Origin of the sequence: Cellulomonas sp. PS-H5, assembly GCF_019265565.1 — a bacterium.
GTDB lineage: Bacteria > Actinomycetota > Actinomycetes > Actinomycetales > Cellulomonadaceae > Cellulomonas.
The window spans coordinates 37,894-54,407 of sequence record NZ_JAHVCI010000018.1; the positions used below are offsets into that span (position 1 = coordinate 37,894).

Below are 16,514 nucleotides of genomic sequence, written 5' to 3' on the forward strand. Positions count from 1 at the left end.
CGCGTGGCGCGCCGGGCGGGGTGGGGTCAGCGGACCTTGTCGAGGAACGCGCGGGTGCGCGGGTGCGCGGGGCTGCCGAGCACCTGGGCCGCGGGGCCCTGCTCGACCACGACGCCGTCGTCCATGAACACGACGGTGTCGGCGACGTCGCGGGCGAACGCGACCTCGTGGGTGACGACCACGAGCGTCGTGCCGTCGTGGGCGAGGTCCCGGATCACGCCGAGCACCTCCCCCACGAGCTCGGGGTCGAGCGCGGACGTCGGCTCGTCGAACAGCAGCAGCGCGGGCTTCACCGCGAGCGCGCGGGCGATGGCCACGCGCTGCTGCTGGCCGCCGGACAGCTGGCGGGGGCGGGCGTCGGCCTTGTCGGCCAGCCCGACCCGGGCCAGCAGGGCGCGGGCCTCGGCCTCCACCTCGGCCCGCGGGCGGCCCTGGGCCGAGACGGGCGCCTCGACGACGTTCTCCAGGGCGGTCAGGTGCGGGAACAGGTGGAAGTTCTGGAACACGAACCCGATCCGGGTGCGCTGCCGGAGCACGTCGCGCTCGGTGAGCTCGCGCAGCACCTCCCGGCGGCGTCGGCCCCAGCCCGCGCGGCGCCGGGCGTGGCCGATGACCTCGCCGTCCAGGGCGACGAACCCGTGGTCGGGGCGCTCCAGGTGGTTGACCAGCCGGAGCAGGGTCGACTTGCCGGAGCCCGACGGGCCGAGGATCACGGTCACCTCGCCGGGGCGGACCTCCAGGTCGACGCCGCGGAGGACCTCGAGGGTGCCGTAGGACTTGGACAGGCCCTGCACCCGGAGGTGGCCGCCGGCGGGGGCCGGTGGTGCGGCGGGGGTCGTGGCGGCGGCGGGGGCCGCGGCGGGGGCGTGCAGCACGCTGGTCATCGGGTGCCTCCGGTGCGCTCGGTGGTGCGGGCGGCGGTGCGGGGTGCGGTGCGGGTGAGGTGGCCGCGGCGGGCGCCGGCCAGGAACGTGGGCGGCAGGTCCGCGGGCAGCGGCCGGCCGGCGACGCGCGCCGCGGCGACCGCGAGCGTCCAGCGCAGCCGCTGCAGCGGGGTCGGGGGCAGCGTGCGGAGCGCGCCGCGGGCGTAGTGCCGCTCGAGGTAGTACTGCGCGACGGTCAGGACCGTGGTGGTGAGCAGGTACCAGATCGCCGCGACGAGCAGCAGCGGGACCACCCGCTGGTTCCGGCCGTAGATGACGCCGACGGTGTAGAACAGCTCGCCGTACGCCAGCACGTAGACGACCGAGGTGCCCTTGAGCAGGCCGATGATCTCGTTCACCGAGGTCGGGACGATCGTGCGCATCGCCTGCGGCAGCACGATCCGCCACTGCTGCCGGCCCCGCGGGATGCCGAGCGCGGCCGCGGCCTCGTGCTGCCCCTGGTCGACGCCGAGGATGCCGGCGCGGACGATCTCGGCGGAGTACGCCGCCTGCGACAGCCCGAGCCCGAGGACCGCGGCGCCGAACTTGTCGACGACGTCGAGCGTGTCGAAGCGCAGCCACTCCGGCCCGAACGGGATGCCGAGCGAGAGCTCCGGGTACAGGTAGGCGAGGTTGTACCAGAGCAGCAGCTGCAGGATCAGCGGCACGGACCGGAATACCCAGGAGTAGGCCCAGGACACCGACTGCAGCAGCGGCGACCGGGACAGCCGCATCAGCGCGAGCACCGTGCCGAGCCCGAAGCCGATCACCGCGGCGACGGCGGTCAGCCGGACGGTGGCCCACACGCCCTCCAGCACGGACGGCCAGGTCAGGTACTGCGCGACGACGTCCCACTCCCACTGCGGGTTGGTGAGCAGCGAGCTGAGCACCATCGCGAGCAGGACGGCCACGCCGGCGGTGGCGACCCAGCGGCCTGGGTGCCGGGCGGGCAGCACGGGCAGGTCGGCGAGCACCTCGGGGCGGTCGACGTCGGGGGCGGCCGGCGGCGCGCCAGGCCCGGCCGCGGGGGCCGTGGTCGCGGCGCTCACCGGGCGAGCCACTTCTCGAACGCGTGCGGGACGAGGTCGCCCGGGTACGCGGCGGGCTCGAACAGCGGGGTGTACCCCGCCGCGAGGTACAGGCCGACCGCCTCCGGCTGCTTCGGGCCGGTCGTCAGGTAGACCCGGGGGTAGCCGGCCGCGGCGGCGCGCGCCTCCAGCTCGGCGAGCACGACCCGGGCCAGCCCGCGGCGGCGGTGCGCCTCGTGGGTCCAGATCCGCTTGAGCTCCGCGGTCGGCACCGCGGGCGCTCCCTCGGCGTCCCGGGCGCGCGGGTCGGCGAGCCGGGCGACGTCGCCGTGCTCCGGCTCCCACCGGCGGCGGAACGCGCCGCCCGCCACCGGCTCGCCGTCCTCCAGCACGAGCACGAGGGCGCCGTGCGGCGGGGCGAACTCCTCGACCCCGTAGTGCTCCAGCTCGTCGCGCAGCTCGGCCGGGGTGAGCAGGCCGGTGTACCGGGTGCTGTACTCGTGCGCCAGGCCGTCGAGCAGCGGCCCGACCAGCGGGTCGTGCAGCCGGGCGTCGCGCACGGCGAGCCGCGCGGGGTCGAGCGGGGCGGGGTCGATCGAGGCCGGGTCGAGCCGCGTGGGGTCGATCGAGGCGGCGTCGAGCCGGGCAGGGTCAAGCGGGGCCGGGTCGAGCCGGGCACGGTCGATCGAGGCGGCGTCGAGCGGGGCCGGGTCGAGCCGGGCAGGGTCCGGCGCGGCCGCGTGGGACGCGCGTGCCCGCAGCGGGGTCGTGGTCATCAGGTCACCTCTCGGTGGGTGCGGGTGCGGGGTGCGGTGGCGGGCGCCGTCAGGGGCGGGGCTGTCAGGTGAGGGCGAACGGCGCGGCGGACCAGAGGGCCTCTGCGAGGGCGAGCCGGCCGGCGCGGGCGTCCGTACGCGCGTCGGCCCGTCCGTCGCCGCGGGCGGCCGTCGCGCGGCGGCGGACCACCGCCGGGTCGCGGTCGGCGGGCTCGTCGCCGTCGCCCGGCCGAAGCCGGAACGCGCCGGCCTGCTGCAGCGCGGGCACGGTGCGCTCGACGAGCGCCGCCAGGTCCGCCTCCACCGAGGTCGGGAGCGCGACGAACCCGTCGACCGCGCCGTCCCGGACGGCGTCGGCGAGCACGGTCGCCAGGTCGGCCCCGGTGCCCGCGACGACCGCGCCGGCGACGCCGAGGTCCGGCCGGTCGACGGAGCGCACCAGGTCCAGCCGCGCGAGGGCGGACTCCCGGTCGTCGGCGAGGGCGACGTCGACGTCGAGCAGCACGCGCACCGCGTCGGCGGGCCGGCCCGCGGCCACGGCGGCGGCGCGCACCCGGGACCGGGCCGCGGCGGCGGCCTCCAGGTCCGGCGCCGTGAGCCGGGCGACGTCGGCGTACCGGCCCGCGAGCGCCTCGGCGGCCGGGCCCGCGACGGGCACCACCACGAGCGGGCGGTCCGCGGCGGCGGTGCCGTCCCCGTCGCCACCGCGAGCGGTGCTGCGAGCGGCCGACCGGCCGCGGACCGCGAACCGGACGCCGTCGTGGTCGACGCGGAACCGGCCGTCCCCGCCGCGGCGCACCGCGCCGGGCTCCCCCGCGTCCCAGGCGGCGAGGACGGCGTCCAGGGCGGCGGCCGCGCGGTCCGCCCACCGCCGCTCGGCTGCGGCAGCGGCAGCGTCTGCGGGAGCCGCCCCGGCAACGTCTGCGGCGGCGGCTCCCGCGGCAGCGACTGCGGCAGCGGCAGCGGCAGTGCCCGCGGCACCGGCTGCGGCAGCGGCAGAGCCCGTGGGAGCAGCAACGCGAGAGGCGGGCCCGGCCCCGAGGGCCCCCGGCTCGGCGAGGTCGGCGCGGCCGCCGGTCGCACCCGGGCCGGACAGCTGCCAGCCCGCCGCACCTCCCGCCGCGTGCTGCACCCCGCGGACGGCGCCCGCGAGGTGGCCCGGCTCGACCTGGTCGTGCGGGACGCCCGCCACCAGCGCGGCGGTCCGGACCAGCGGGGCGACCCGCGCCGCGGCGACGGCGGCGTCGAGCCGGCCGGGCACCTGCCGACGCCCGGGATGCAGCAGCAGGGCGTCGCCGAGCACCACGAGGTCGAGCAGGCCGCGGTCGGCGCGGTGCACCAGGCGGGCGAGCCGCTCGCCGTCGAACGCGCGGGCGGCGACGGCGCCGTGGGCGCCGACCGCGCCGGGCCGGGCGCCGGCGGCGGTCAGGTCGACGCCGAGCAGCGCGCGGCGGCCGGCGCGGGGGGACGAGAAGGGCATGACGGCTCCGTTCGGGGGCGGGTGGTGCGGCGGTCGCGGGCGCGCCGGGGCGCGCCACGGCGACAGGCGGGCGGCGGATGGACGAGCGGGCAGGGCGCCCCGGCTCGCCGAGATAGGACCCCCGCGCCGAGATCGGACCGTGGAAGGTCCTATCTCGACCCGCGCGTCCTATCTCGGCGCGGGTCGGCGCGGGTCGGCGCGGGCCGGGCGGCCCGCTCGCGCGGATCGGCCAGGTCGGCGCGGTGGGCGTCCCGAGACGTGACCGGGCACGGCTCGGGCGCCGCGGGGCCCGGCTCAGGCGCCGGGCGGGGCCGGCGTCAGGCGCCCCGGGCGGGGTGCCGGACCGGCGGCTGCGCCGTCAGCGGCGACAGCGACAGCGGCCGCCGGGCGCGGCGGCGGTGGTCGGCAGGGCGGGTGCCGAGGGCGCCCACGGCGCCTGCACGGTCCGGCTCATGCGTTCTCCTCGTGTGCCCCCGCCCGGTCGGGCGGGTCCGCGTGTTGTCCGTCGCCGGCGGCGGCGGACCTGGTCCTCACCCGGGGCACCCACCCGCGCGGGGGGTTGCCGTCCGACCAGCCGGGGCTTCGCGTCGGAGCTCATGACCACCCGGCCCGTCCCCGGGGCCCGCCCTGCGGCGCACCCCGGTGGCGAGCCGGTGCCCGGAACCTACGAACCGGACCCGGGGGCGTCAACGGCCGGGCCGCCGCGTCTCGCATGCCGGAGCGATGTCACAGGACCAAGGTCCCAGGCGTTCGCACGGTCCCGGATCGTGAGAACTCGCCCCCCGCCGGCGCCGGCGGACCCGGAGCGGTGCTAGACCTCCGCCCCGAGGTCACGAGTCCCAGCGCCAAGCCCCGGCTGGCTGGGCAGCAACCCCACGTCACGGCGGGGTGCTCCGGGAGATGACCTGGCCGTCGGCCGGCACGCGCCGCTCCGCCGCACGGCAACCGTGATCGACCCCCTTTGCGAGGCCACCATGTCGTCCCCGTCCGTCGTCGCCGTCTCCGGGAACCCGCGCGCCGGGTCCCGCACCCTGGGCGCCGCGCGCGCCGCCGCCGAGCGCCTGGCCGCGCTCACGTCGGCCGACCCCGCCGCCGTCGAGGTCGTCGACCTCGCGACGCTCGCCGGCGAGGTGCTCGCCCCGGCGCACCCCGCCGCCGACGCCGCGCTCGCGCGGGTGGCCGCCGCCGACGTCGCGGTCGTCGCGACCCCGGTCTACAAGGCGTCCTACACCGGCCTGCTCAAGGCGTTCCTCGACCTGTACGGCCCGGATGGGCTGGCCGGCGTCGTGGCCGTGCCGCTCGTGGTGTCCGGCAACCCGGCGCACGCGCTCGCCGGCGAGGTGCACCTGCGCCCCGTGCTCGTCGAGCTGGGCGCGGTCGTCCCCGCGCGCACGCTGACCCTGACCGAGGCCCAGCTCGCCGACCTCGACCCCGCGCTGGACGCGTGGCTGGCCCGGGCCGCCGCGCCGCTCCGCCGGGCGCTCGGGCTCGCGCCGGCCGCGGAGCCCGCCGCGTCCGCCGAGCCCGCCGCCGCGCTCGCCGGGGCGACCCGGTGACCGCCGAGCGCACGGACCTGGGCCCGCTCGAGCGGCTGCTCGCCGAGCAGGACGAGCCCCAGCTCGACCCGCAGCAGTTCAAGCGGGTGTTCCGCCGGCACCCCGCCGGGGTCGCCGTGGTCGCGCTGCGGCACGCCGGCCGACCGGTCGGGTTCACCGCGACCTCGGTCATCTCGGTGTCCGCGGCCCCGCCGCTGCTCGCGTTCTCGCTCGCCTCGACGTCGTCCTCCTGGCCCGCCGTGTCCGCGGCACCCACGCTGGCCGTGAGCTTCCTCGCGGACCACCAGGACGACGTGTCCGCGCGGTTCGCCACCAGCAGCCTGGACCGGTTCGCCGCCGGCGGCTGGTCCTCGCTCCCGACGGGCGAGCCCGTGATCGACGGCGCCGTGTCCTGGGTGCGCGCCCGCGTCGTCCAGCGCACGCCGGTCGGCGACTCGTACCTCGTGTCGCTGCGGGCGCTGTCCGCGGGCGGCCCGGACGACGCCGAGCCCGGCGACGGCGCCTCGCCGCTGGTCTACCACGACCGCACCTACCACCGGATCGGCGCGCACACCGCCCTGTGACGCCGCGGCCCCGCCGCACCCGCCCCGATCCCGCCGCTCCCCCGACCCACCGGAGACCCCGTGACCGTCCCCCCGCTCCTCACCGGCCTCGACGTCGACGGCGCCGGCGCGCACCCCGCGGCCGCCGCGCTGTCCGGCCTCGCGCCCGCCGACCTCGTGTCCGGCGCCCGCCTGGCCCGCGCCGTCCGGCACGCCGAGCACGCCGGCCTGACCTTCGTCACCTTCGCCGACGCCGCCCTCGCCGCCGTCCCGGGCGACCCCACCCGGGCCCGCCTCGACGCGGTCACCCGCGCCGCGTTCGTCGCCCGCACCACCACGGCGATCGGCCTGGTGCCCGAGGTGCCCACCACCTACCCCGAGCCGTTCCACGTCGCGACGCAGCTCGCCTCGCTCGACCTGGCCGGGTCCGGCCGCTCCGGCTGGCTGGCCGCGGTGACCCCCGGCGACGCCGCCCCGGCGGCGTACGGTCGCGCGCCGGTCGCCGACCTCGGCCGCGAGGCCCGGGACGTGGTCCAGGTCGTCCGGGACCTGTGGGACTCCTGGGAGGACGACGCGGTGATCCGCGACGTCGCCACCGGCCGCTACGTCGACCGGGACCGGATCCACCGGGTGGACTTCGCCGGGGAGTCGTTCTCCGTCGTGGGCCCGCTCATCACGCCGCGGCCGCCGCAGGGCCAGCCCGTCGTCCTGGCACGGGCCGGGGACGTCGCCGGTCCCGGCAGGGACGGCGAGCGGCTCGTGGACGTCGTGCTGGTCGGCGGTCCCGACGCCGCGGGCGCCCGGGCCGCGGCACAGGCTGCGGCAGACGCCGACCCCGGCGCGCGGGCGGTGGTGGAGGTGCAGGTGGTCCTCGACGCCGGCGGTCGCACGGCCGCGGACCGGCTCGCCGAGCTCGACGCCGCCGGGCTGTGGGCGCCGGGCACCGCGCTGCGCCACGTGGGCACGGCAGCCGGGCTGCACGCGCTGCTGGCCGAGCTCGCGGACGACCCCGCGGTCGCCGGGGTCCGGCTGCTCGCCGCCGCGCTCGACGCCGACCTGCCGGTGCTGGCCCGGGACGTGCTGCCCGCCCTGCGCGCCGACCGGCGGGCCGCCGCCCCGCGCGCGGGCGCCACCCTGCGCGACCACCTGGGCCTCGCGCGGCCCGAGAACCGCTTCGCGGGCGCGGCCCGCGCGACCGCCTGAGGAGCCCGCCGTGACCCAGCACACCGAGCCGAGCGACCACACCGCCGACGACCGGTACCCGATCACCCGCCCCGACGCCGAGGTCCACTTCGGCGTCTTCTTCCAGGGCGTCAACCACACGACGATCTGGTCCGACCCCGAGTCCGGGTCGCAGACCGACTTCGCGTCCTTCGATCGGGTCGCCCGCACCGCGGAGCGCGGCCTGTTCGACGCGTTCTTCCTCGGCGAGGGCCTCCGCCTGCGGGAGAGCCGGGGCCGGCTGCACGACCTCGACGTCGTCGGCCGCCCCGACGCGATCACGCAGCTCGCCGCGCTGGCCGCCGTGACGGAGCGGATCGGCCTGGTCGCCACCCAGAACACCACGTACAACGACCCCGTCGACCTGGCCCGGCGGCTCGCGAGCCTGGACGTGCTGTCCGGCGGGCGGGCCGCCTGGAACGTCGTGACCACCGACAACGCGTGGACCGGCGAGAACTTCCGCCGCGGCGGCTACCTCGACCACGCCCGCCGCTACGACCGCGCCGAGCAGGTCCTCGCGACGGCCCGGCGGATCTGGGACGCGTGGCCGGAGGGCCCCGGCGAGCGGGTCGCGCGCGTCGAGGCGCACGGCGACCTGCTGGACGTGACGATCGACCCCACGACGCCACGCAGCCCGCAGGGGCACCCGGTGATCTTCCAGGCCGGCGACTCGCCGCAGGGCCGGGACTTCGCCGCGCGGTCGGCGGACGTGATCTTCTCCCGGCACGGGTCGGTGCTCGCCGACGCGCTCGCGTTCGCGGCGGACATCCGGGCGCGCGCCGTCGCGGCGGGCCGGCCGGAGGACGACGTGAAGATCTTCCCGGGCACGGCGATCGTCGTCGGCGACACGCCCGCCGAGGCCGAGGAGAAGGCGCGCTGGGTCGCCCGGCAGCAGGTCACGCCCGCCACCGCGCTGCACGTGGTCGGGACCATCTGGGGCGAGGACCTGGGCGGCTACGACCCGGACGGCCCGCTGCCCGCGCACGACCCGGCCGTGGCCGAGCTCGGCGGGGAGGGCGGCTCGTCGACCACCGGCGCCCGTACGCACGAGGTCGCGGCGCGGTGGCGCGCGCTCGCGGAGGCCGAGGGCCTGTCGATCCGCGACCTGGTGATCCGCGTGTCCGGCGAGCGCGGCTTCGTCGGCACGCCGTCCGCGGTCGCCGACCGGCTGGTGCGGTTCGTGCGGACGGGCGCCGTCGACGGGTTCAACCTCAGCCCCTGGCTCGTGCCGTCGGGGCTGGACGACGTCGTCGACCGGGTCGTGCCGGAGCTCCAGGAGCGCGGGGCGTACCGGACCGCGTACGCGGGGACCACGCTGCGGGAGCACCTGGGGCTCCGGGCCCCGCTCACCCGTCGCGGCACGGCGGACGCGCGGGAGGCGGCGCTCGCGGCCGTGTGACCGCAGCCCGCCCGGGGCCCGGGCGCCCTGGGCTCAGCCCTCGGCCGGCACCAGGTCCAGCAGGGAGTCGAGCCCCGTCACCTGCAGCGTCATCAGCGGCGCCCCGGTCGCGCCGCGCACGCGCAGCCGCTCGGGCCGCCGGTGCGGGGCGATCGACACGAGCAGCGCGATCGCCGACGAGTCGATGAACGTGGCCCCGGTGAGGTCGACCTCCTCGACCCCGGACGTGGCGAGCACCCGGCCCGCGGCGACCTCGTCGACGCCGAGCTCCTCGGCGAACGTGTGCACCACGTCGATGTCGATCTCGCCCTCGGCGCGCAGCACGCCGGGGCGGTCCGGGTCGACGTGCAGGCGGCCGCCGTGCGGCTGGGCGCCCGCGGGCGTCGGGAGCGAGGTCACGGGGTCAGTATGCGGGCGGGGCCCCGTCCCGTCGCGCCGAGTGCGCGCCCGGCCAGCCGGAGGGTGACGGCCGGGGTGAGGTCGGAGGCGGTCCTGCCGTGTCGGCGGGCCGTGGGCTGCGGCGGCGGGTACGGTCGGCGGGTGCCTGGGACGAGTCGCGGTGACGAGCGCGCGTTCCCGTCGTCGGCCTCGTCCCTGGCGAGCGCCCGCAGCTGGTCGATGGAACGGGCGGGCGCGGCCGGCGCGCCGGACGACGTCGTGGACGCCGTGCAGCTCGCGATGAGCGAGGCGTTCACGAACGCGCTGCGGCACGCCCCCGGCACCCGGACGATCACCGTCAGCGTCGTCGGCGCGCGCCGGCAGCTCACCTACGAGGTCGGCGACGCCGCCGCCGCCGTGCTCCCCCGCCGGCGCAGCAACCGCGAGGGGCTTCCCGGCGGGCACGGGCTGCACATCCTCGACGCCGTCACGTCGGCGTGGGGCTGGCGGCCCGCGCCCGACGGCGGCAAGGTCGTCTGGTTCACGCTCCGCTGGTGACGGCCGGCGGGGCTCGGCCGCCGGTGACGGTCCTGCGACCCGACGGTGGTGCGACCCGCCGAGCGCCGGCGCGCGGCCCTGCCGTACCGTCTGCCTCAGCGGTCCGCCCCCGGTGACGAGGCGGACCCCGGGGCGAGGGGGTCAGGTGCGGGGCACGACGGTGGGGCAGCGCTCCCTGGTGTCGGCCGTGGCGACCGACCTCGGCCGGACGATGGCCCTCGACGAGGCCGTCGAGCGCTTGACCCGCCTGCTCGTCCCCGCGGTCGCCGACTGGTGCCTGGTGACGCTCGTCGACGACGACGAGTCCCGCGCCCCGCGCCGCCGGCTGCGCGACGTCGGCTGGTGGCACGCCGACCCGGCCCGCCGGGACCAGGTCGCCGCGTACGCGCGCGAGCGGATCGGGGCGCTCGTCCCGGGGTCGATGCTCATGCGCGCGATCGACTCCGGCGAGGTGGTGCACGTGCACGACGCCGCGGTCGAGGCGCTGGACCGCGTGCTCCTCCCGGGACCCGCCCGGGACCTGGTCGGGCTGCTCGCGCCGAGCTCTCTCACCGTCGCCCCGCTCAGGAGCCGCGGGCGCACGCTCGGCGCCGTCAGCCTCTTCAACGGCCCCGGCCGGCCGCCCTTGTCGCCGCAGGAGGTCGCCTCCGTGGTGGAGGTGATCGCCACGGCCGCGATCGCCCTGGACAACGCGCGGCTCTACCGACGGCAGCGCGACGTCGCCGCGACGTTCCAGCGCTCGCTGCTCACGGCGCCGGTCGAGCCCGACCACATGCAGGTCGTCGTCCGCTACCAGCCCGCGGCGGAGGCGGCCCGCGTCGGCGGCGACTGGTACGACGCGTTCCTGCAGCACGACGGCGGCACGATGCTCGTCATCGGCGACGTGGTCGGGCACGACGTCGAGGCCGCGGCGCTCATGTCGCAGCTCCGGTCGATGCTCCGCGCGATCGCGGTCGTCACGCGGAACAGCCCGGCCGACGTGCTGGCCCTGCTCGACGCCGCCGTCCGGACGCTGCAGATCCCGGCGCTCGCGACGGTCGTCGTCGCGCGCGTCGAGCAGACGCCCGAGGAGCGTGCCGCAGGCCGCACGCGGCTGCGCTGGTCCAGCGCGGGTCACCCGCCGCCGATGGTGGTCGGCCCCGATGGGACGGTCCGCGTGCTGGACGAGCAGCGGCCCGATCTGCTGCTCGGCATCGACCCCGCGCGGGAGCGGGTCGACCACGAGACGGTCCTCGCGTACGGCGAGACCGTCCTGCTCTACACCGACGGCCTGGTCGAGCGGCGGAACCGGCCGCTGCGCGCCGGGCTGGCCGACCTGCGCGCGGCGCTCGCCCGGCACGGCGCCCGGGACCTCGACGACCTGTGCGACGCGCTGCTCGCGGAGCTCCCCGGCGGGCCCGGTGAGGACGACGTCGCCCTGGTCGCCGTCCGGCTGCACCCGCAGGACCGGCCACGCCCCGCCGAGGCGGGGCCGGTGTCCGTCCCCCCGGACGTCCCCGCGCCCGGCCCGCGCTCGCGCTCCGAGGGGGCGGACGACGCGCCGGGCGGGTGATCGGCGGGTGCGCCGGCTCCCGGCGCGCGTCTAGCCTGCCCGGGTGCCCCCGATGACCCAGGCCCACCCGCTCGACGTCCTGCGTCGCCGCGGCAGCGAGAAGTGGGCGGCCCACCCGGACGACGTGCTCCCGCTGTTCGTCGCGGAGATGGACTACCCGCTCGCGCCCGCGATCACGGCGGCGCTCCGCGAGGCGCTGGAGCGCGGCGACACCGGGTACGTGCACGCCTCGGGCGGCGGCGCCAAGGAGGCGTTCGCGGGCTACGCGGCCGACGCGTGGGGCTGGTCCCCCGACCCCGCGCTGATGCGCACCGCCACCGACGTCAGCGTCGTGATCGTGGAGGCCCTGCGGCGGCTGGTCGAGCCGGGGCAGGGCGTCATCATCACGCCGCCGGTGTACCCGCCGTTCTTCGAGCTGGTCCCGGAGGCGGGCGCGGCCGTGGTCGAGGTGCCGCTGCTCGACGACGGGACCACCCACCGGCTCGACGTCGACGGCATCGACGCGGCCCTGGAGTCCGGCGCGGCCCGGGGCGTGCTGCTCTGCCACCCGCACAACCCCCTGGGCCTGGTGCACGACCGCGCCGACCTGGCAGCCCTCGCGGACGTCGTCGAGCGGCACGGCGGGTTCGTGCTGAGCGACGAGATCCACGCGCCGCTCACCCACGCCGGCCGGACGTTCACGCCCTACCTGAGCGTCTCCGACGCGGCGCGGGCCCACGGGATCGCCGCGGAGTCCGGGAGCAAGGCGTTCAACCTCGCGGGGCTGAAGTGCGCGCTGGCGGTGGCCGCGGGCGGCCCGATGGCGGACCTGGTGCTCGGGCTCCCCGAGGAGGTCACCGGCCGCACCGGCCACTTCGGCGCGATCGCCACCCGGGAGGGCTTCGCGCACGGCCGGGACTGGCTGGCGGGGACCGTCGCCGCGATCGAGCACGACGCCGACCTGCTGGAGCGGCTGCTCGCGGAGCGGCTGCCGCAGGTGCGGTACCGCCGCCCGGGTGCGAGCTACCTGGCGTGGCTCGACCTGTCGGCGCTCGGCTGGGGCGACGACCCGGCGGCGCGCGTCCTGGCGGACGCGCGCGTGGCCCTGACCAGCGGCCCGGACTTCGGCCGCCAGGGCGCGGGGTTCGCCCGTCTCAACCTCGCGTGCTCCCCCGAGGTCCTGACGGAGGCGGTCGACCGCATCGCCCGCGCGGCCGCCGCGGCCTGACGGCGGCGCCCCCGGATCACCCCACGGGGACCGGCTCCGGGCCCGCGACGGCCGCCGTCACGCGGTGCGTCCCCGAGCCCAGGACCCGGTCCTCGGCCCCCGGGAGCCGGACGACCGCCTCGACGCCGTCGGGCACCTCGACGTCGACCGCCAGCTCGCCGCCCTCGTGCCGCCAGCCGACGGCGACCCGGCCGTGCCGGGTGTCGAGCGTCGTGCGCGCCCACTCCAGCCCGCCCCCGGGCACCGGCGCCACCAGCACCCGCGCGTAGCCGGGCTCGAGCGGGGCGAGGCCGCCCACGACGCGGTGCAGCCAGTCGGCGACGGCGCCGAGCGCGTAGTGGTTGAACGAGGTCATCTCGCCGGGGTTGATCGTGCCGTCGGGCAGCATCGAGTCCCAGCGCTCCCAGACGGTCGTCGCGCCCATGGTGACGGCGTACAGCCAGGACGGGACCTCCCGCTGCAGCAGCAGCCGGTACGCGGTGCCGGCGTGACCGGTCGAGGTGAGCGCGTCGGTGACGAACGGGGTGCCCGCGAAGCCCGTCGAGATCCGGTGCCCGGCCGCCGCGACGAGCTCGGCCAGCCGGTCGCCCGCCCAGACCCGCTCCTCGGCGTCCAGCAGGCCGAACTCGATCGCCAGGGCGTAGACCGTCGCCGCGTCGGACCGGACCCGGCGCGCGCCGGCGTCCACGTACGCCGCCCGGAACGCCGCGCGCACCCGCGCCGCGTGCACCGCGAGCTCCGCCGCGTCCGCGTCCCGCCCGAGGACGGTCGCGATCCGCGCGGCGAGGTCCGCGGTCCGGTACGCGCACGCCGTGGCGACGACGCCCTTGTCGGCCTTCGCGGCGTCCGGGCGGTCCGGCGGGGCGTCCGGGTCGAGCCAGTCGGCGAACTGGAAGCCCGTGTCCCACAGCCCGCTCGGCGACAGCAGCCCGGCGACGTGCCGGACGTGGTCGAGCACCGAGTCGTACTGCCGCTCGAGGACCGCGCGGTCCCCGTACGCCTGCCACAGCGCCCACGGCACCCACACCGCGGCATCGGCCCAGACGGCGGTGGCGTCGGCGGGCTCGAACTCGGCGGGGCCCTCGGCCATCCGGCGCAGCAGGTCGGGGACGACGTACGGCACGTACCCGTCGGCGCGCTGCTCGGCCCACAGGTCGACGAGCCAGTCGCCGAGGAACCCGGACGCGTCGGCGAGGAAGCACGCGGTGGGCGCGAACGCGGCGATGTCGCCCGTCCAGCCGAGGCGCTCGTCGCGCTGCGGGCAGTCGGTGGGGACGTCGACGAAGTTGCCGCGCATGCCCCAGACGACGTTCTCGTGCAGCCGGTTCAGCAGCGGGTCGGACGTCTCGAACCAGCCGGTGCGGGTCAGGTCGGAGCCGACCACGACCGCCGTCAGCGCGCCGTCGCCGATCGCGTCCGGCCCGCCGGGCCAGCCGTCGACCTCCGCGTACCGGAAGCCGTGGGTCGTGAAGGTCGGCTCGAACACGTCGTCGCCGCCGGACAGCGTGAACCGGTCGGTCGCCCGCGCCGCCCGCAGCGGCCGGACGCCGAGCTCGTCGTGCTCGAGGACCTCGGCGTGCCGGAGGGTGACCACGTCGCCCGCCGCCCCGCGCACCCGGACCCGCACCCAGCCGACCAGGTTCTGCCCGAAGTCGACCAGCACCTTCCCGGACGGGCTGCGCCAGACCCGCTCGGGCGCGCGCTCCGCGAGCCGGCGCACCGGCGGGGCGAGGTACGGCGCGAGCCGGTCGGTGTCGAACGCCACCTCGTGCACGCCGCCCCACCGGGGGTCCGCGGGCGCGTCGCCGTCGAACGGCCCCGCCCAGCCCGGGTCGAGCCGCCGCGCGTCCACCGACTGGCCGTCGTACAGCGAGTCCGCGGTGACCGCGCCCGCGGCGGCCCGCCAGGTCCGGTCGGTCGCGACGACCTGGACCGCGCCGTCGCGGTAGGTGACCCGCAGCTCGGCGAACCCGGCGATCTCGTCCCCGTACGGGCGCGCGCCCTCGCCCCAGCCGAGCCGGCCGCGCCACCAGCCGTCGCCGAGCGCGAGCCCGAGCGTGGGCGTGCGGCGCGTCAGCAGGGCCGTCACGTCGTGCCGCGCGTAGCGCAGCCGCTCCTCGTACGCGGACCAGCCCGGCGTGAGCAGGTCGCCCGAGACGGCCTGCCCGTCGATCCGCGCCTCGACCACGCCGAGCGCGCTCAGCACGAGCTCGGCGGAGGCCACCTCGACGGGGTCCCGGTCGAGCGTGAGCACGCGCCGGAGCAGCGGGGCGGCGTCGAGCGCGGCGTCGGGCGCGATGAAGCGTGCCTGCCAGGTGGTCATGGGTCCGTGGGTCCTCTCGTCGACGTCGTCGTCGCGGGCCGGCGCCACCGCGTGGTGAATCGCTTCAACCCTCACCTGCGGCATCGTCACCCGCGGCGCGCGAGGTCGTCAAGGCCCGCGGCGGCGCAGCGAGACGATGCCAAGTCGTGATGCCTAGGACTCTTGACCCAGATACCCGCCTCCCCTAGCCTCACCGCAGCAGTGAATCGGTTCAAGCCACTGTCGGGGCAACGACGCCCGGCGCCTACGAGGAGGTAAGCGTGAACAGGACCCGATCCCTGACGGCCGGCGCGGCGGTCGTCGCCGCCGCGCTCGCGCTGACCGCGTGCGGTGGATCCGGTGACGGGGGCGGCGAGGGCGGCGACGCCACGTCCCTCTCCGTCTACATCGACAGCTCCCCCGCGTCCGTCGCCCTCTGGGACGGCCTCAAGGCCGCCTACGCCGAGGAGAACCCGGACGTCACCATCGAGGTCGAGACCCACCCCGCCGGCTCCGAGGGCGACAACCTCATCAAGACCCGCCTGGCCACCGGCGAGATGAACGACCTGTTCTGGTACAACTCGGGCTCGCTGTTCCAGGCGCTCAACCCCGACCAGAACCTGGTGCCGCTGGGCGACGAGGACTGGGTCGGCACGATCGACGACAACTTCAAGACGGTCGTCTCCACGGACACCGACCTGTACGGCGCCCCCGTCGGCGCGTCGTTCGCGGGCGCGGTCATCTACAACAAGACGATCTACGCGGACCTGGGCCTGGAGGTCCCCACCACCTGGGACGAGTACATGGCGAACAACCAGGCGATCAAGGACGCCGGGCTGGTCGCGGTGGCGCAGACCTACGGCGACACCTGGACCTCGCAGGTGCCGGTGCTCGGCGACTTCTACAACGTCGAGGCGGCCGACCCGGGCTGGGCCGAGGCGTACACCCAGGGCGAGAAGAAGTACGCGGACCAGCCGGCGCTCGCCGGGTTCGAGCACCTGCAGGAGGTGTTCGACGGCGGCTTCCTCAACGAGGACTTCGCCTCGGCGGTGTACGACGACGCCGTGAAGATGCTCGCCGAGGGCGAGGCGGCGCACTACCCGATGCTCACCGGCAACGTGGCGTCGTCGATCGGCGAGAACTACCCGGACGCCGCGGACACCCTCGGCGTGTTCCCGCTGCCGAGCTCGGAGAGCGACGACAACGGGCTCACCGTGTGGATGCCCAACGGCATGTACATCCCCAAGTCGACCGAGGGCGCCCAGCTCGACGCGGCGAAGGCGTTCGTCGCCTGGCTCGTCACCCCGGACTCGTGCGCCGTGCAGGCGGACACCACCGACGTCGGCGGCCCGTTCGTCGTCGACGGCTGCGACCTGCCCGACGACGTGCCGGCCCTGGTGTCCGACATGCAGCCCTACTTCGACTCCGGGGACACCGGCCTGGCGCTGGAGTTCCTGTCGCCGATCAAGGGCCCCGCCCTCGAGCAGATCACCGTCGAGGTCGGCTCCGGGATCCGGAGCGCCGAGGACGGCGCCGCCCTCTACGACGAGGACGTCGTCAAGCAGGCCCAGCAGCTCGGCCTGGACTGGTAG

The 16,514-nt window shown here is 77.5% G+C and carries 14 protein-coding genes and 2 riboswitches; of the genes, 8 read left to right on the plus strand and 6 right to left on the minus strand.

What is annotated here, in order from left to right; translation table 11 throughout:
• Positions 1-26 precede the first annotated feature (26 nt).
• From J5O08_RS09400 to J5O08_RS09415, 4 genes are all read right to left on the minus strand, one after another.
• Positions 27-884, minus strand: a complete 858-nt coding sequence (locus tag J5O08_RS09400) for an amino acid ABC transporter ATP-binding protein (protein ID WP_218706606.1) — start codon at positions 882-884, stop codon at positions 27-29.
• Positions 881-1,972 (minus strand): amino acid ABC transporter permease, encoded by a 1,092-nt coding sequence (locus J5O08_RS09405; protein WP_308281510.1) that lies wholly within the window; start codon positions 1,970-1,972, stop codon positions 881-883. Before J5O08_RS09405 ends, J5O08_RS09400 begins: the two co-directional genes overlap by 4 nt.
• The gene (locus tag J5O08_RS09410) at positions 1,969-2,727 is read right to left on the minus strand and encodes a GNAT family N-acetyltransferase (RefSeq protein WP_218706608.1); all 759 of its coding nucleotides are present in this window, start codon (positions 2,725-2,727) and stop codon (positions 1,969-1,971) included. The genes J5O08_RS09405 and J5O08_RS09410 overlap by 4 nt, the downstream gene beginning before the upstream one ends.
• Positions 2,728-2,791: 64 nt before the next feature.
• Positions 2,792-4,207: an LLM class flavin-dependent oxidoreductase gene (locus tag J5O08_RS09415; protein WP_218706609.1), complete on the minus strand. Its 1,416-nt coding sequence runs from the start codon at positions 4,205-4,207 to the stop codon at positions 2,792-2,794.
• 488 nt (positions 4,208-4,695) lie between these two features.
• Positions 4,696-4,809: riboswitch (SAM riboswitch) on the minus strand.
• Between the two features lie 226 nt (positions 4,810-5,035).
• Positions 5,036-5,139, plus strand: a riboswitch (SAM riboswitch).
• A 42-nt stretch (positions 5,140-5,181) separates the two neighbouring features.
• Here J5O08_RS09415 and J5O08_RS09420 point away from each other — a divergent pair.
• From J5O08_RS09420 to J5O08_RS09435, 4 genes are read left to right on the plus strand one after another with little or no spacing between them, the layout of a single operon-like run.
• Positions 5,182-5,763 (plus strand): NAD(P)H-dependent oxidoreductase, encoded by a 582-nt coding sequence (locus J5O08_RS09420; RefSeq protein WP_218706610.1) that lies wholly within the window; start codon positions 5,182-5,184, stop codon positions 5,761-5,763.
• Positions 5,760-6,326, plus strand: a complete 567-nt coding sequence (locus J5O08_RS09425; protein ID WP_218706612.1) for a flavin reductase family protein — start codon at positions 5,760-5,762, stop codon at positions 6,324-6,326. The genes J5O08_RS09420 and J5O08_RS09425 overlap by 4 nt, the downstream gene beginning before the upstream one ends.
• 60 nt (positions 6,327-6,386) lie before the next feature.
• Complete coding sequence (locus J5O08_RS09430; RefSeq protein ID WP_218706614.1) at positions 6,387-7,508, plus strand: LLM class flavin-dependent oxidoreductase; 1,122 nt, start codon at positions 6,387-6,389, stop codon at positions 7,506-7,508.
• A 10-nt stretch (positions 7,509-7,518) separates the two neighbouring features.
• Positions 7,519-8,925, plus strand: a complete 1,407-nt coding sequence (locus J5O08_RS09435; RefSeq protein WP_374225963.1) for an NtaA/DmoA family FMN-dependent monooxygenase — start codon at positions 7,519-7,521, stop codon at positions 8,923-8,925.
• 33 nt (positions 8,926-8,958) lie between these two features.
• Here J5O08_RS09435 and J5O08_RS09440 read toward each other — a convergent pair whose 3' ends face one another.
• Complete coding sequence (locus tag J5O08_RS09440; RefSeq protein WP_218706615.1) at positions 8,959-9,324, minus strand: STAS domain-containing protein; 366 nt, start codon at positions 9,322-9,324, stop codon at positions 8,959-8,961.
• Positions 9,325-9,465: 141 nt separating this feature from the next.
• Between J5O08_RS09440 and J5O08_RS09445 the strand changes: the two genes are divergently transcribed.
• The 3 genes from J5O08_RS09445 to J5O08_RS09455 all read left to right on the plus strand — a co-directional run bounded on the left by J5O08_RS09445 (position 9,466) and on the right by J5O08_RS09455 (position 12,620).
• Positions 9,466-9,861 carry an ATP-binding protein gene (locus J5O08_RS09445; RefSeq protein ID WP_217613960.1) on the plus strand — a complete coding sequence of 132 codons (396 nt, stop codon included), beginning with the start codon at positions 9,466-9,468 and terminating at the stop codon, positions 9,859-9,861.
• 145 nt (positions 9,862-10,006) lie between these two features.
• On the plus strand, positions 10,007-11,413 hold the full coding sequence (locus J5O08_RS09450; RefSeq protein WP_308281511.1) for a SpoIIE family protein phosphatase: 1,407 nt from the start codon (positions 10,007-10,009) through the stop codon (positions 11,411-11,413).
• A gap of 52 nt (positions 11,414-11,465) precedes the next feature.
• A complete protein-coding gene (locus J5O08_RS09455; protein ID WP_218706640.1) occupies positions 11,466-12,620 on the plus strand; it encodes a MalY/PatB family protein in 1,155 nt (384 codons plus the stop codon).
• Between the two features lie 16 nt (positions 12,621-12,636).
• On the opposite strand, the gene J5O08_RS09460 is transcribed toward J5O08_RS09455, so the two are convergent.
• Complete coding sequence (locus J5O08_RS09460; protein WP_218706616.1) at positions 12,637-14,943, minus strand: alpha-L-rhamnosidase; 2,307 nt, start codon at positions 14,941-14,943, stop codon at positions 12,637-12,639.
• Positions 14,944-15,203: 260 nt separating this feature from the next.
• Here J5O08_RS09460 and J5O08_RS09465 point away from each other — a divergent pair, with 260 nt between their 5' ends.
• Positions 15,204-16,514 (plus strand): ABC transporter substrate-binding protein, encoded by a 1,311-nt coding sequence (locus J5O08_RS09465; RefSeq protein WP_218706617.1) that lies wholly within the window; start codon positions 15,204-15,206, stop codon positions 16,512-16,514.